The sequence below is a fragment of the Nonomuraea maheshkhaliensis genome (genome assembly GCF_039529435.1).
GTDB classification, from domain to species: domain Bacteria; phylum Actinomycetota; class Actinomycetes; order Streptosporangiales; family Streptosporangiaceae; genus Nonomuraea; species Nonomuraea maheshkhaliensis.
In genome coordinates this window covers 1-14,205 of the sequence record NZ_BAAAMU010000195.1, presented here as the reverse complement: position 1 = coordinate 14,205, position 14,205 = coordinate 1, and the positions used below count along the sequence as shown (strand labels likewise).

At 71.8% G+C, this 14,205-nt stretch carries 16 protein-coding genes; 13 read left to right on the top strand and 3 right to left on the bottom strand.

The annotated features are described in order from the left end of the window. The 4 genes from ABFX54_RS53515 to ABFX54_RS53500 form a co-directional block, all read left to right on the top strand. A partial coding sequence (locus ABFX54_RS53515) for an ATP-binding protein (RefSeq protein WP_346115034.1) occupies nt 1-185 on the top strand: 185 nt, incomplete at its 5' end. 86 nt (nt 186-271) lie between these two features. After that, the gene (locus tag ABFX54_RS53510) at nt 272-1,198 is read left to right on the top strand and encodes a polyphosphate polymerase domain-containing protein (protein ID WP_346115033.1); all 927 of its coding nucleotides are present in this window, start codon (nt 272-274) and stop codon (nt 1,196-1,198) included. Nucleotides 1,199-1,202: 4 nt separating this feature from the next. After that, nucleotides 1,203-1,880, top strand: a complete 678-nt coding sequence (locus tag ABFX54_RS53505; RefSeq protein WP_346115032.1) for a DUF4956 domain-containing protein — start codon at nt 1,203-1,205, stop codon at nt 1,878-1,880. Between the two features lie 10 nt (nt 1,881-1,890). After that, the gene (locus ABFX54_RS53500; protein ID WP_346115031.1) at nt 1,891-3,594 is read left to right on the top strand and encodes a CotH kinase family protein; all 1,704 of its coding nucleotides are present in this window, start codon (nt 1,891-1,893) and stop codon (nt 3,592-3,594) included. A gap of 98 nt (nt 3,595-3,692) precedes the next feature. On the opposite strand, the gene ABFX54_RS53495 is transcribed toward ABFX54_RS53500, so the two are convergent. After that, on the bottom strand, nt 3,693-4,577 hold the full coding sequence (locus ABFX54_RS53495; protein WP_346115030.1) for a hypothetical protein: 885 nt from the start codon (nt 4,575-4,577) through the stop codon (nt 3,693-3,695). Between the two features lie 2 nt (nt 4,578-4,579). Beyond that, complete coding sequence (locus ABFX54_RS53490; RefSeq protein WP_346115029.1) at nt 4,580-5,347, bottom strand: bestrophin-like domain; 768 nt, start codon at nt 5,345-5,347, stop codon at nt 4,580-4,582. 1,133 nt (nt 5,348-6,480) lie between these two features. Here ABFX54_RS53490 and ABFX54_RS53485 point away from each other — a divergent pair. After that, entirely contained in the window at nt 6,481-6,816 is a 336-nt protein-coding gene (locus ABFX54_RS53485; RefSeq protein WP_346115028.1) for an avidin-fold protein, read from the top strand. 21 nt (nt 6,817-6,837) lie between these two features. Here the strand turns inward: ABFX54_RS53485 and ABFX54_RS53480 are convergent, their stop codons facing one another. Next, on the bottom strand, nt 6,838-7,395 hold the full coding sequence (locus ABFX54_RS53480; protein ID WP_346115027.1) for an Lrp/AsnC family transcriptional regulator: 558 nt from the start codon (nt 7,393-7,395) through the stop codon (nt 6,838-6,840). On the opposite strand from ABFX54_RS53480, the gene ABFX54_RS53475 reads away from it, so the two are divergent. The 8 genes from ABFX54_RS53475 to ABFX54_RS53440 all read left to right on the top strand — a co-directional run bounded on the left by ABFX54_RS53475 (nt 7,396) and on the right by ABFX54_RS53440 (nt 14,138). Further along, nucleotides 7,396-7,566, top strand: a complete 171-nt coding sequence (locus ABFX54_RS53475; RefSeq protein ID WP_346115026.1) for a hypothetical protein — start codon at nt 7,396-7,398, stop codon at nt 7,564-7,566. A 23-nt stretch (nt 7,567-7,589) separates the two neighbouring features. Beyond that, on the top strand, nt 7,590-9,167 hold the full coding sequence (locus ABFX54_RS53470) for an ABC transporter substrate-binding protein (RefSeq protein ID WP_346115025.1): 1,578 nt from the start codon (nt 7,590-7,592) through the stop codon (nt 9,165-9,167). A 12-nt stretch (nt 9,168-9,179) separates the two neighbouring features. Further along, nucleotides 9,180-10,202 carry an ABC transporter permease gene (locus ABFX54_RS53465; protein ID WP_346115024.1) on the top strand — a complete coding sequence of 341 codons (1,023 nt, stop codon included), beginning with the start codon at nt 9,180-9,182 and terminating at the stop codon, nt 10,200-10,202. Beyond that, entirely contained in the window at nt 10,199-11,077 is an 879-nt protein-coding gene (locus tag ABFX54_RS53460) for an ABC transporter permease (RefSeq protein ID WP_346115023.1), read from the top strand. The genes ABFX54_RS53465 and ABFX54_RS53460 overlap by 4 nt, the downstream gene beginning before the upstream one ends. Continuing rightward, the gene (locus ABFX54_RS53455) at nt 11,074-11,847 is read left to right on the top strand and encodes an ABC transporter ATP-binding protein (protein WP_346115022.1); all 774 of its coding nucleotides are present in this window, start codon (nt 11,074-11,076) and stop codon (nt 11,845-11,847) included. The genes ABFX54_RS53460 and ABFX54_RS53455 overlap by 4 nt, the downstream gene beginning before the upstream one ends. Continuing rightward, nucleotides 11,844-12,752 (top strand): ABC transporter ATP-binding protein, encoded by a 909-nt coding sequence (locus ABFX54_RS53450; RefSeq protein ID WP_346115021.1) that lies wholly within the window; start codon nt 11,844-11,846, stop codon nt 12,750-12,752. The genes ABFX54_RS53455 and ABFX54_RS53450 overlap by 4 nt, the downstream gene beginning before the upstream one ends. Beyond that, nucleotides 12,749-13,834: a M24 family metallopeptidase gene (locus ABFX54_RS53445; RefSeq protein WP_346115020.1), complete on the top strand. Its 1,086-nt coding sequence runs from the start codon at nt 12,749-12,751 to the stop codon at nt 13,832-13,834. Before ABFX54_RS53450 ends, ABFX54_RS53445 begins: the two co-directional genes overlap by 4 nt. 64 nt (nt 13,835-13,898) lie before the next feature. Then, nucleotides 13,899-14,138: a hypothetical protein gene (locus tag ABFX54_RS53440; protein WP_346115019.1), complete on the top strand. Its 240-nt coding sequence runs from the start codon at nt 13,899-13,901 to the stop codon at nt 14,136-14,138. Nucleotides 14,139-14,205: the final 67 nt, after the last annotated feature.

Below are 14,205 nucleotides of genomic sequence, written 5' to 3'. Positions count from 1 at the left end.
CGGCCGGCCCGGGTGGCGAGACCGGCGGCGGCCGGACCGGCGGCCGGGATGGTGGGACCGGGCTGGGGCTGGCCATCGCCGCGGCGCTGGTCGAGGCGCACGACGGCCGGATCGAGGTGCGCAGCCGGCCCGGCCGGGGCACGGTCTTCCAGGTCCTGCTCCCCGCACGCGGCCCCGGGGGTTAGCCGTCGTTCACCTTCCGTCCTGGTGTGGTTCACACATTATTCCCAGGTTGGTGCGGTCACCTGTGGGCTGACACGGAAGGAGAGACATGCTGCGTGGATTCCGCAGGCGCGCCGTCTCCGCGGACCGGCCCGCGCTCCCCCGCCAGACCCCCGGCGAGGCGGGGCACGCGCTGCGCTCGCCCAGCAGGCTGCACGCGTTCAACCGGTACGAGATCAAGTATCTCGTGGACGCGCGGACGGCCGGCGAGCTGCGCCAGGAGATCGAGGGCCTGCTCGACCGCGACCGCCACAGCGGCGACGCCGGCTACGGCGTCTGGAGCGTCTACTACGACACCCGGCGGCTCCGCTTCTACTGGGAGAAGATCGAGGGCCTGAAGTTCCGCAGGAAACTGCGCGTGCGCCATTACGGTGACCGGTTCGCGGTCACGCCCGACACCCCTGTGCACGTCGAGATCAAGCAGCGGGTCAACCGGGTCACGCAGAAGCGCCGGGTGCGGCTGCCGTACCGGGACGCGCTGCTGCTGTGCGACGGACGCGAGCTGGTCGAGCACGAGCCGTCGGAGCGCGGCTTCCTGGAGGAGGTGCTCGACCTCGTCTGCCGGCTCGACCTGCGGGCCACCGCGATGACCGGCTACCAGCGGCACGCGTACGTGGGCCGCGGCGCCGACGTGGGCCTGCGGGTGACCTTCGACCAGCGGGTACGCGGGCGGGACCGGGACTTCCACCTCGCCGCCGACGCCGAGAACCGGCTGATCGTGCCCGCCGGGAAGACGATCGTGGAGGTCAAGGCGAACGAACGGGTGCCGTACTGGCTGACCGACCTGACCGCGAAGCGGAACCTTCAGGTGATCCGGGTCTCCAAGTACTGCCAGAGCGTGGAGGCGTACGGGCTGGCGCCGCGCTCGATCTTCCACATCCCCGGCCACGACCTTGACCCGCTGTATGACCCCCGCCCTGACTTTGACCTGAACCACGGCCGCGCGTCGGCTCTGGCAGCTCCCCCGGAGGCATGACCCCATGGACTTCTCGTTCCAGGACCTGTCCGGCACGTTCAGCGTGGCCGACATCGCGATCGCGATGGCCCTGTCGTTCGTGCTCAGCGCGATGATCGGCTGGGTCTACCGGGCGACGCACCGCAACGTCTCCTACAGCCAGTCGTACGTGCAGACGCTGGTCGTCCTCGGCATGCTCATCTCGCTGATCATGCTGGTCGTCGGCTCGAACATCGCCCGCGCCTTCGCCCTGGTCGGCGCCCTGTCGGTGGTGCGCTTCCGCAACGCCATCAAGGAGACCCGCGACGTCGGGTTCATCTTCCTGGTGATGGGCGTCGGCATGGCCGTCGGCACCCGCTTCTACCTGCTGGCCGTGGTGGCCGCGGTGGCGATCTCGCTGATCATCGTGGTGATGCACCGCTTCGACTGGTTCCGGCTGAACGTACGCCGCCAGGTCGTCAAGGTGCAGGTGCCCTCCGACGAGGACTACACCCAGGCGATCCAGGACGTGCTGCTGCGCCACACCGACGAGTTCGAGCTGGTCAGCATGGAGTCGATCAGGGCGGGCGCGCTGGTCGAGCTCATGTACACGACGAAGATCAAGAAGGGCGCCGAACCCGCCGACCTCATCGCCGCGCTGCGCGACCGCAACCACGGCCAGTCGGTCACTGTCCTGACCGGATACGACCAGACGGACCTGTGAGGTCTCCGTCATGGCACAGCCGAAGCGGCTCAAGCACCGCGTTCCCGTCAAGCTCCGGCACCACTGGAAGCTGGTGGCCCTGTGCGCGGCGTTCCTGGCGACGTGCTGGGGAGTGTTCGGCAGCGGCACCATCCGCCCGTACGTCACCGCCTCCGGCACCGCCGGGACCGACGCCGCCGTGCGGAACCTCACCGGGTCCAAGGAACTGTTCGACGCCTCTGCGCCGCACCAGGTGACCCTGACGTTCCGGGACGAGAGTTACCAGGACATGCTGACCGAGTACTTCAAGGACGGCGACAAGAAGTACGTCGAGGCGGACCTGACCATCGACGGGACCAGGATCCCGAGCGTGGGCATCCGGCTCAAGGGCAACTCGACGCTGCAGGGGCTCACCTGGAAGGGGCAGTCGCGGGTGCGGTCCGGGCGGACGGGCGGCATGCCGGGCGGCCAACCGCCCGACGGCGTCCGCCCACCGAACGGCTTCCCACCACCGGACGGCCAGACCCAACCTGACGGCCAGACCCAGGGGGACGGGCAAACGCAGGGGGACGGGCAGACCCAGTCCGATGGCCAGGAGCAGAGCGACGGCCAGACCCAGAACGGTGGCCAGGCTCAGCCCGGCGCCGGTCAGCCTGGGGGCGGGCGGCCCGGCGGATTCGGCGCCTCGCTCAAGGCCGAGGAGCCGGAGAACCTGCCGTGGCTGATCAGTTTCGACGAGTTCGTCGAGGGCCGCCGCTACCAGGGCCACACCCAGCTCGCCGTACGCCCGGCCGCCGCGCAGTCCTCGGCCCTCCTGAACGAGGCCCTGGCCATCGCCATGGTGGGCGCGGCGGGCGAGCCGACCCAACGTTCGGCCTACGCCTCCTTCTCGGTCAACGGCCGCGCCGCCGCACCGCGCCTCCTGGTCGAGTACCTGGACGAGGGGTACGCCGAACGCCTCGGCCACGGTGTCCTGTACAAGTCGCTGGCCTCCAGCCGGTTCGCCTACCAGGGCGAGGACCAGACCGAGTACGTGGACGACTTCAAGCAGGTCAACCTGAAAGGTGAGCGCGATCTGCAGCCCGTCATCGACCTGATCAAGTGGGTGGAGCAGTCGCCGGCCGAGGAGTTCGCCACGGGGCTGGCCGCGCGGCTGGACGTGCAGTCGTTCGCCCGATATGTCGCCCTGCAGAACCTCCTGCTCAACTTCGACGACATGGCCGGCCCCGGGCGCAACTACTACCTCTGGTACGACCTGAACACGGCCAAGTTCAAGGTGATCAGCTGGGACCTCAACTTCGCCCTCAACGGCGACGCCACCGCCGGGCCCGACGACACGATCAGCATGGGCTTCCCCCGCACGGCCAGGCCGACCCAGTCCGACCAGTCCCAGACCAACCAGTCCCAGGCTGAGCAGTCCCAGGCTGAGCAGTCCCAGGCTGAGCAGTCCCAGGCAGGGCAGCGGGCGGGCGGGCCGGGAGGCGGCATGCGGATCGGCCACGCATTGAAGGAGAAGTTCCTGGCCAACGCCGAGTTCAACAAGCTGTACAAGAGCGAGTACGCCGCCCTGTACCGCAAGCTGCTGGCCAACGGCACGGCCACGGGCCTGCTGGACCAGGCGCTGGCCGCGTACGGACGCAATGAGCGCGCCGACACCACCAAGGCCGAGAAGGAGGCGGCCACCCTCCGCCAGACCCTCGAAACCCGCACCAAAGCCCTCAAGTCCCTCTCGTGATCACGGATCCGCCGACCTGCCAAAGGGCTTACTCGCCTGATCACCCCAAGCCGTTCCCTGGCGGGGAGCCGCTCCCCTGTCCCCGGCCTCTCGCCTGATCATCGGGTCCGGCGGAACGCGACCGCCGTCGTCGAGCTGATGGCCGTGACCAGCGCGACCGTCAGCAGCACGGTGTTCAGGGGGTTGCCCCGCCTGGCCGGCGGTTCGAGGCGTTTGACGTGTGACCGGGCCGACGGCGTGGGGGTCGGCGGAGGGGGCACACGTACCGGCTCAACGAGGGACGCGGGCGGCGCGGGAGGCACGACCTCGCGCGCCTCCGCCCTGGACCTGCGGCGCGGGCACTCCCCCACCTCGACCGCGCCCGAGCACACGCCGTCCGGGTAGATCGTCACGTGGGGCAGCGTGATCTCGGGGGCGGCCCGCCGGTTCACGTTCGGGATCGAGATCGACACCTTGGGCCGGGGCGCGCGCCGTACCGACACCCGGGGCACCTTCACCGTCGGGCCCACGGTGACGCCCTTGGGCGGGACGGGCGGCCGTACGGACACCTTCGGCACCGGCCGAGGCGACGGCACCCGCCCACCGCCCCACCCCCTCACCGGCACCCGCCCATCACCCGCACCCCGGTCAACCGAGGTCTCCCGGCCACCGGCCACCCCCAGCACCACCATCGCCCCCGGCCCGCGCCACTGCCCGCCGTCTGCCACCGGCCCCTGCCCGGCACCCGCCGCCGTGCTCACCACCGAACCTTGCCCAGCGCTCACCGTCCTGGCCATCGCCGAACCTTGCCCGGCACCGGCCACCATCGAGCCCTGACCGGCACCGGCCGCCCTGACCGCCATCGAGCCCTGACCGGCGTACACCTCTGTGACCGTCGCCGGCGTGCGCTCGGATCGGGGATTCCCGCCGCCGGCGGCCGGGCCGACGGCGGCGGTGGTGAGGAGGGTGGCGGCGAGCAGCAGCGGCGCGCGTCCGGCTGCCACGGTCACATCCCCCCGGTGATCCGCGCGAACTCCTGCAATGCCCCCTGGAACGCCTCCGGCCCGACCGCCAGCGGCCCGGCGAAGGCGCGGGAGATGTCCCAGGTCAGGTAGGTGCCGAAGCCCAGCAGCGCGGCCGTCGCCAGCAGCGGCAGCATCGCCAGCCCGCGCGGCCTGGCCCCGGCGAGGAACGGGAAGACGACGACCAGCACGCCCGTGAGGATCGTCAGCAGCAGCAGCCCGTCGGGCGGCGACGCGGCGGCGTCGGCGGTGCGCTGGGCTCGGGCCGTGGAGATGGCGCTGAGCTGCTCCAGCACGCCCGCCTTGGCGTCCTCCTCGTCATTGTCGCTCGTCTGCAACTCGGTGACGCGGCTGCGCAGGTCGTCCATCCGCTCGGCGCCGACCGGGTGCATCTTGCCGTCGGCCATGACCGGCCACTCGTCTCTCACGACGAACGCCACGTAGTCGCGCAACGACCGCCGCACCTCCTCCGGCGCGGAGCCGGGCAGGTCGGCGGCGGCCCAGTAGGCGTCGACCGCGGCCTGACTCTCGGCGTGGGTGTTGAGCCTGGCGGCGTCGGCCGTGGTCCATGGCACGATGATCGCGATCGCGAACACCAGCAGGAACATGGCCGACAGCATCGCCCCGGCGTGCGCGGCGGACGGGCCGCTGGGATCGCGGTCCTCACCCGCTCTCTTCACCCGCCTGAACAGCAGCGCGGTGAGCGCCACCGCGCCTACCGCCGCCAAGATCGAGAGCGTGTACGCCACCATGAAGATCTCCCGGATCTCTTTCGGATACGCAGTGTCACATTACTATCACACAGCGCAATGATGGCGTCAGGCGGTGAAAGGTAAAGTCCCGGGCAACCCCATGCCCGGCCCCGCGAGTCGCGCCCCCGCACCGGCACAGGCGGCATTCGAGGGTGTCCGCGTGCGGCGATGTCACTGCCGCTGGACGGCCCGGTGAGGCGACAACCCTCGCGAGACGGCATCCCTCATGAGACGGCGCTGCCGGGGGCAACCACCCCGGAGCGCCGCCTCCGGGCAGGTGCCCGAAAGGTGTCTCCGCGGGGGTGAAGGCACTCGGGGCGGCCCGCATGGCTACGTGCGGGCCGGCCCGATGGGCCGCGGACCCGGCGCCGGTTTGGCGAGGACCGGCGCTGCGGCGTGGCAGCTGCTCCACGGGGCCGTCGGGCACCTTCTCCTGCGCGGCGAGGACCCCCGGCCGTCCCTCCGGCGAACGGCCTGAAGATCCAGACTGCGCCCCTCCCACAGGGACGCCTCGCATGGTGGGATATTTCCGGATACGGCGCGTCAGGGTCCGACCTAGGGATCCCCCGGGTGTGATCTGCCTCCAGCACGCCGACCAACTCCAGCCACCCACGCCACCCGGCCACCGCCCCTTCGCACCTCCGACCCACCGGGCGCCATCGCCCAACGCCCTCCGCCCAAGGCCCTCCGCCCTCCGCCCTCCGCCCTCCGACGCATCGACGCATCGACGCATCAACGCATCAACGCATCAACGCATCAACGCCACCGTGCCATCGGCGCCAGCGCACCCTGCCCTGAGGTCCGGGTGACAGGCCCCCTGCGGAGGGACCGCTGGTGGGATCGGTAAGCGGGAGCCGGAGACAGGGACCGCGCCATGAGCCGGACACGAGGCCGAGCGCCGGGCCTGGGAGCACGGACGCGAGGCGGGGAGCCGGGTGCGCCGCCGGTGGCTGAGGACAACAGCCGGGAGCGAGGGTGGGAGCCGGCCCTGGGAGTTGGGGGCGGTGGACGGGGGCGTGGTGATCGTGGGTTGTGGGGCGGGTTGCTGGACGGATTGGCGGGGTTGACAGGGGAGCCTCACCAAATGTCCAACGATTTGGTGATATTTCGGGAATCTGGGGACCATAGGGGGCGTGAATCTCAACGGCCGTAAATTCGTGATGGTGAGCTCCACGGCGAGCGTGGTGAACCCCGACAGCCCCACCCGGTTCGAGTACTGGGAGGACGACGAGGTGGTGTGGGGCAGCTACACGGGCGACACCGTGACCCAGGGACGCTTCGTCGGCACCAGGGACGGTGACCGGGTGTCGATCACCTACGTGCACGCGCTGGTGGCCGGGGGCAAGGCGGCCGGGAGGAGCACCAGCCGCATCGAGGCCGGCGAGGACGGGCGGCTGCGACTGGTGGAGGAGTTCGCGTTCGAGGGGGATGACACGCCGCACGTGAGCGTGTGCGCCGAAGTGGCCTGATCACCGAGCCGACCGTACACGTCAGCCGTCCTTACGCAGGGCGGCGCGGCCCTCGGCGGCGCCGACGAAGCGCATCTTGCCGAGCGGCACGTCCCCCTGCGCCTCAGGGGCCGGTCGTCGCGGGGCGCGCGGCCGGTCCCGGTCGCCGTCGCTCGGCAGCACGTACGGCCGCCTGAGCACCTCGTCCAGGATGAACACCGTCTCCGTCGCCTTGACGGCGGGGATGTTGGCCAGCCGGTCGGTCACCATGGTGTGCACGGCGGCCACGTCGGAGACCCGCACCTGGATCATGGCGTCGTGCTGGCCGGTGGTGATCGCGCAATACTCCACCTCCGGCATCCTGGCCAGCTCGGCCCTGAACTGCTTCCACATCTGCTGGCGTACGGTGACGAAGATCAGCGCCGTGATGCCGAGCCCGGTCCTGACGTGGTCGATCTCGGCGGTGAAGCGCTTGATCGCGCCGTCGGCGCGCAGCGCCTCGAAGCGGGTGTAGGCGTTGGCGCGCGAGATGCCCACCCGCTCGGCCAGCGCGGCCACCGAGATCCGGCCGTTCTCGCGCAGGACCTCGAGGATCTTCATGTGGACGTCGTCCAGTTCGAGCCCGATGCCGATCCGTCCAGGCTGACCGGCACCGCCGACACCATTTCTGGAAATTTCACTCATCATTACCTCACCGCACTTTATATCCGTCTTGCTGACCGCACAGAGCCTGGACGTTCTGCCGGACAATCCTCGACATCCTTCTGCTGAACGTCCAATTTTGGAGGAACTACATGGCGACCCGCTCGCAGACGGCGGCTGTGCTGCTCGCCGGTGCACTCGCCCTCGCCGCCTGCGGAAGCGGCGGCGGCACCTCGCAGACCCCGGCCGCGGCCGGGGGCAAGACCCTCGTCATCGACACCTCCTTCGACCTCAAGACGGCCGACCCGGGACGCACGTACGAGCCGACCGGCCTGATCATCGGCAAGGCGGTCTACGAGACGCTGCTGACGTTCGACGGGGCCGACGTGACCAAGCCGGTGCCGGCGCTGGCCGAGTCGTACGAGCTGTCCGAGGACGGCAAGACGCTGACGCTCAAGCTGAAGCAGGGGGCCACGTTCGCCGACGGCTCACCGCTGACGGCCGACGACGTGGTGTTCTCGCTCACGCGGGTGCGTGACATGAAGGGTACGCCGTCCTTCCTGCTGGACGGCGTCGAGGTGGCCAAGACCGACGACTCGACGATCACGCTGACGTCGAAGACGGCCAACCCGGCCCTGCCGTTCATCCTGCCGAACCCGGCCCTCGGCATCATCAACAGCAAGCTCGCCAAGCAGAACGGCGCGACGACGGACCCGCAGGACAAGGCCGAGCAGTACCTGAACGCCTCCTCGGCCGGCTCGGGCCCGTACCAGATCGAGTCGTTCAACGTGAGCAGCCAGGTCACGCTCAAGGCGAACCCGAAGTACTACGGCACCAAGCCCGCCTACGACAAGGTCGTCATCCGCAACGTCGAGGCCGCCACCCAGAAGCTGAACGTGCAGCGCGGCGACAGCCAGGTGGCGCTCAACCTGTCGGGCGACCAGGTCACCGGCATGCCCGCGACGCTCCAGGTGAAGAAGACCCCGTCGGCGAACGTCATCTTCCTGCTGGCCAACCAGGACTCCGGCATCAGCAGGACGACCACGAACCCCAAGTTCGTCGAGGCCGTGCGCAAGGGCGTGGACTACGCCGGGCTGCTGGAGCTGGCCGGCGAGGGCTCGACGCAGGCCCCCGGCGTGATCCCGTCGCAGCTCCTCGGCGCCCTGCCCGCCGACCAGGGGGCCAAGCGCGACGTCGAGGGCGCCAAGGCGGCGCTGGCCGCCAGCGGGCTGTCCAACCCGACGGTCAAGCTGGAGTACCCGAGCGAGCTGACCGTGAACGGCCTGTCGTTCCAGCCGCTGGCCGAGCGCATCCAGGCCAACCTCAAGGAGGTCGGCATCACGGTCGACCTGCAGCCGGCGCCCGTCACGACGGCGCTGGACAACTACCGCAACGGCAAGGAGGAGATGGGCCTGTGGTACTGGGGCCCGGACTACCCCGACCCGAGCGACTACCTCGCCTTCCTGCCCGGTAAGACGGTGGGCCTGCGGGCCGGCTGGAAGAAGGGCGCGGCGAAGGAGATCGAGGCCGCGGGAGACAAGGCCGCCGTCACGATCGGCGACGAGGCGCGCGGGGCCGCGTACGTGGACGTCCAGACGAAGCTGAACGCCTCGGGCCCGTTCGTGCCGCTGATCCAGCCGGGCCAGAACATCGTGACCGCGGCGTCGGTGACCGGCCTCGAGTACCACCCCGTGTGGACGGTGGACGTCGCCGACCTCGGCGCGAAGTAAGGGCGGCGCAGGGTGCATCCGCTCGCGCGGTTCCTGATCCGGCGGATCCTGCTGGCCGTGCTGATGGCCTGGGGCATCACCCTGGTGACGTTCGTGCTGACGAACCTCGTCCCGGGTGACCCCGTGGCCGCCAACCTCGGTCAGCGGGCCCTGGGCGATCCCGCCATCGTGGCGCAGTGGCGGGCCGAGCACGGTCTGGACAAGCCGCTCTGGCAGCAGTACCTGCTCCACCTCCAGGGCCTGGTCCAGGGCGACCTGGGCATGAGCCAGCAGAGCCACCGCCCGGTGAGCCAGGATCTGGCCGAGTTCGTCCCGGCCACGCTGGAGCTGGCGGGCGCGGCGATCCTGGTCTCGCTCGTGCTGGGCGTGGGCTTCGGCGTGGTGGCGGCGCTGCGCAGGGACCGTCTCTCGGATCACGCGCTGCGGGTGCTGAGCCTGATCGGCATCTCGGTGCCGACGTTCTGGCTGGCGCTGCTGGCGTTCTACGTGTTCTTCTACCGGCTGCAGCTCACCCCGGGCAGCGGCCGGGTGGACGTCGCGCTCGGCCTGGCGCCGCCCGTGACCGGGCTGCAGACGGTGGACGCGCTGCTGGCCGGCCGGTGGGACATCTTCGCCTCCGCCGCCGGCCACCTCGTCACGCCCGCCCTGGTGCTGGCGCTCTACACGATCGGGCTGCTGACCAGGTTCACCCGCTCGGCGGTGCTGGAGGTGCTGGGGCAGGACTACGTGCGCGCCGCCAGGGCCAAGGGCCTGCCAGGGCGCACGATCCTGTTCCGGTACGTGCTGCGCTCGGCCCTGGTGCCCATCATCACCGTGGCGGGCCTGGCCTTCGGCAGCCTGCTGTCCGGCACCGTACTGGTCGAGGCGATCTTCGCCTGGCCGGGCGTCGGCCAGTACGCCTACAAGAGCGCCACCACCCTCGACCTGCCCGCCGTCATGGGCGTCGGCCTCGTGGTGGGCATCGTGTACCTGGTCATCAACCTGATCGTGGACGTCCTGTACGGCGTCATCGATCCCCGAGTGAGGCTCCAATGAGACGGCGCGACCCTCTCGCGCGCAAGGGCCTGCTGCGCAGGCTGCCGGAGGCGTGGCGCCAGCCGCTGGCGATCGTCGGCGGCGTGCTGGTCGTGGCCTGGCTCGTGGTCGCGCTGGCCGCGCCCGCGCTGGCGCCGCACGACCCCCTCGCCCAGGAGCTGCCGCGGCTGGCCGCTCCCGGGCCCGGCCACTGGTTCGGCACCGACCAGCTCGGCCGCGACATCCTCAGCCGGGTCATGTACGGGGCGCGCGTGTCGATCCCGCTGACGCTGCTGCTGGTGGCGCTGTCGGTGCTGATCGGCGGCCTGCTCGGCGCGTGCGCCGGATACTTCGGCCGCTGGGTGGACGAGACGATCATGCGGGTGGCCGACCTGGTGTTCGCCTTCCCCACGGTCATCCTGGCCATGGTGGTGGCCGCGGCGCTCGGCGCGAGCCTGACGAACGCGGTGCTGGCCGTGCTCGTCGTCGCCTGGCCCGCCTACGCGCGGGTGACGCGCGGGCTGGTGCTGGGCGTGCGGGAGCGGGAGTTCGTGCTGAGCGGGCGGCTCCTGGGCTTCTCGGTGTGGCGCTCGCTGCGGGTCGACGTGCTGCCGAACGTGACCGGCCCCGTCCTGGTGCTGGCCACGCTGGACATCGGCACCGCGCTGCTGCTGCTGTCGGGGCTGTCGTTCCTGGGCCTGGGCGCCAAGCCGCCCTCGCCCGAGTGGGGGGCGATGGTGGCCTCCGGCGTCGAGGTGTTCGACAGCTGGTGGGTGGCGACGTTCCCCGGTCTGGCGATCTTGACCGTGGTACTGGCGTTCAACTTCCTCGGCGACACCCTGCGCGACGCCCTCGACCCCCGTACGGCCCGCGCGATCAAGGAGCGTGCGCTGTGACGCTGGACATCACCGAGCTGAAGGTGTCGATCGGCGGGAAGGACATCCTGCGCGGCGTCGACCTGCGGCTGTCGGCCGGCCGGGTGCACGGCCTGGCCGGGGAGAGCGGCTCGGGCAAGACGATGACCGGGCTGGCCGTGCTGGGGCTGCTGCCGCACGGCGCGCGGGCCACGGGCGCGATCCGGCTCGGCGAGCGCGACCTGCTGGCGCTGCCGCCCAAGGAGCTCAACCGGGTGCGCGGCGGCGAGGTCGCCATGGTCTTCCAGGACCCGGCGACGAGCCTGCACCCGATGCTGACGATCGGCAAGCAGCTCACCGAGCACATGCGCCACCACCTCGGCCTGGGCAAGGCGGAGGCGAAGGCGCGGGCGGTGGAGCTGCTCGGCAAGGTGCGCATCCCGGGCCCGGCGGAGGCGTACGGGCGCTTCCCGCACCAGTTCTCCGGCGGGATGCGGCAGCGCATCGCGATCGCCGTCGCCCTGGCCTGCTCGCCGAAGGTGCTGATCGCCGACGAGCCCACGACCGCGCTGGACGTGACCGTCCAGGCGGGCGTGCTGCGGCTGCTGCGCGGCCTCTGCGACGAGCTGGGGCTGGCGGTGCTGCTCGTGACGCACGACCTCGGCGTCATGTCGGCCGTCGCGGACGAGGTGAGCGTGATGAAGGACGGCCTGGTGGTGGAGTCGGGGCCGCGCGCCCGCGTGCTGCGCGAGCCCGAGCATCCCTACACCCGCTCGCTGCTGGACTCCCTGCCTGATACGGAGCTGTCATGAGCCTGCTGACCATTGACGACCTGGTGGTCGAGCACCGCTCCCCCGGCCGGCCCGTGGTGCGGGCGGTGGCCGGGGCCAGCCTGGCGGTCCATCCCGGCGAGGTCGTCGGGCTGGTCGGCGAGTCCGGCTGCGGCAAGTCGACGCTGGCCCGCGCGGTCTGCGGGCTGAACCCGATCACGGCCGGCTCGGTCGCCTTCGACGGGCAGCCGGTCACCCCGCTCGGGCTGCGCCGCAGGAAACTCACCGGGATCCAGATGGTGTTCCAGGACCCGTACGCGTCGCTGAACCCCCGCAGGCGGGTGGGCGAGCAGATCGCCGACGGGCTGCGCACCTCGCGCGACACCGCCACCACCCCCGCCGACCTGCTGGAACGCGTCGGGCTTCCGCGCGACTTCGCGGGGCGGCACCCGCACGAGTTCTCCGGCGGGCAACGGCAGCGCATCGCCATCGCGCGGGCGCTGGCGGCCAGGCCGCGGCTGCTGATCGGCGACGAGCCGATCTCGGCCCTGGACGCCTCCGCGCAGGCGCAGGTGGCCAGGCTGATGCGGGACCTGGCCGTGGAGTCGGGGGCGGGGCTGCTGTTCATCAGCCACGACCTGTCGGTGGTGCGGCTGATCGCGGACCGGATCGCGGTCATGTACCTGGGCAAGATCGTCGAGGTGGGTGACACGGCCGAGGTCTGGGCCGAGCCGCGGCACCCGTACACGAAGGCGCTGCTGGGGGCGATCCCGAAGCCGGACGGGCTGGGCGTGCTGCCCGCCGAGCTGCCGGGGGACGTGCCCGATCCGGCGAACCCGCCGGGCGGATGCCGGTTCAGCCCGCGCTGCCCGATGGTGATGGACGTGTGCCGCGAGAAGGAGCCGGACTTCGGGCCGGTCGCCTGCTGGCTGCACGAGCCCAAGTGAGCCGCGAACCGCGCGACGCCGTAGGCGGCAGGGCGGCGGACGCCGGGAGCCCGCGCGAGGCGGTGAGCGGCCGGGCGGCGGACGCCGGGGACCCGCGCGACGCCGTGAGCGGCCGGGTGGCGGCGGTGCGGGAGGCGATGGCGGGGGCCGGGGTGGACGCTCTGGTGCTGCGGCCCTCGCCGGACTACCGGTTCCTGGGCGGGGGCCCCGACAGCCGGGCGGGGGCGTTCATCGTCGTGACGGGCGACGCGGTGGCCGAGACCGCCGATCCGGCCGGGCTGGTGCCCGAGGGGGCGCGGCGGGTCGGGGTGGATCCGGAGATGCGGGTCAGGGAGCTGTTCGGGATGGCGATCGAGGCCGAGCTCGTGCCCGCCTCGTCGGTGCTGGCGCCGCTGCGGCTGCGCAAGGAGCCGTACGAGGTGGCGGCCATCGGCCGGGCGGTGGCCGCCGCGGAAGGGGTGCTGGCGCGGGCGCGTGAGCTGGCCTGGTTCGGGGCGACCGAGCGGGCGATGGCGCACCGGCTGCGGGTGCTGCTGGCGGAGTCGGGCTGCGAGGAGCTGGTCGCGCTGCGGGTGGCGGCGGGCGAGCACACGGCCGTCCCGGCGCACGTGCCGGGCGAGCGGGTGATCAATCCCGGCGACGCGGTGACGGTGTCGGTGTGCGGGCGGTGGGGCGGCTACTGCGCCGAGGTGGCCAGGGTGTTCGTGGTGGCCGAGCCGCCCGAGGACTTCGAGGCGATGTACTCCGTGGTGACGGCGGCGTACCGGGCCGGGCTGGGGGCGGTGCGGCCGGGCGTCGCGGTGGCGGAGGTGGCGCGGGCGGTCGGCGAGGTGATCGACGGCAGCGGGTACGGGCGCTTCGCCGCCCCCCGCACCTGCCGGGGCGTCGGCCTCGGGCCCGACGAGGGGCCGAGGGACGGCGAGGACACCGTGCTGGCGGCCGGGATGACGTTCTGCCTCGAACCGGCCATCTACGTGCCCGACCTGTTCGGGGCCCGGGTGGCGGACGTGGTGGCCTGCACCGAACGGGGCCCCGTGCCGCTCGGCTCCAGCCCGCACACGCTGCACGTTCTCGACCGTTAGCCCCTGCGCCGCCGTACGGGAGCGCCCGACTGCGCTGGTCCAGGCGATCGTCAGGGGGGACGTCGTGGACCAGTCGGTGCTGCTGATGCTGGTGCTGCTCGGCGCGCTGGTCACCGTACCGGTCCCGCCCTTCGTCCCGAACGTGGACGTACCGCCGGGCATCGTGCTGCCGCTGCTGCTGCCTCCCCTGCCGGCTCCCCTGCTGCCTCCCTGCTGTACGCGGCCGTCCAGCGCACCTCGTGGCGGCAGTTCGCGGCGAGCCGGCAGCCGATCTTCCTGCTCGCCGTGGCGCTCGTCTTCGTGACCACGGCGGCCGTGGCGGCGGTCGCGCACGCACTCGTGCCCGGGCTGCCGCTGGCGGCGGCGGTGGC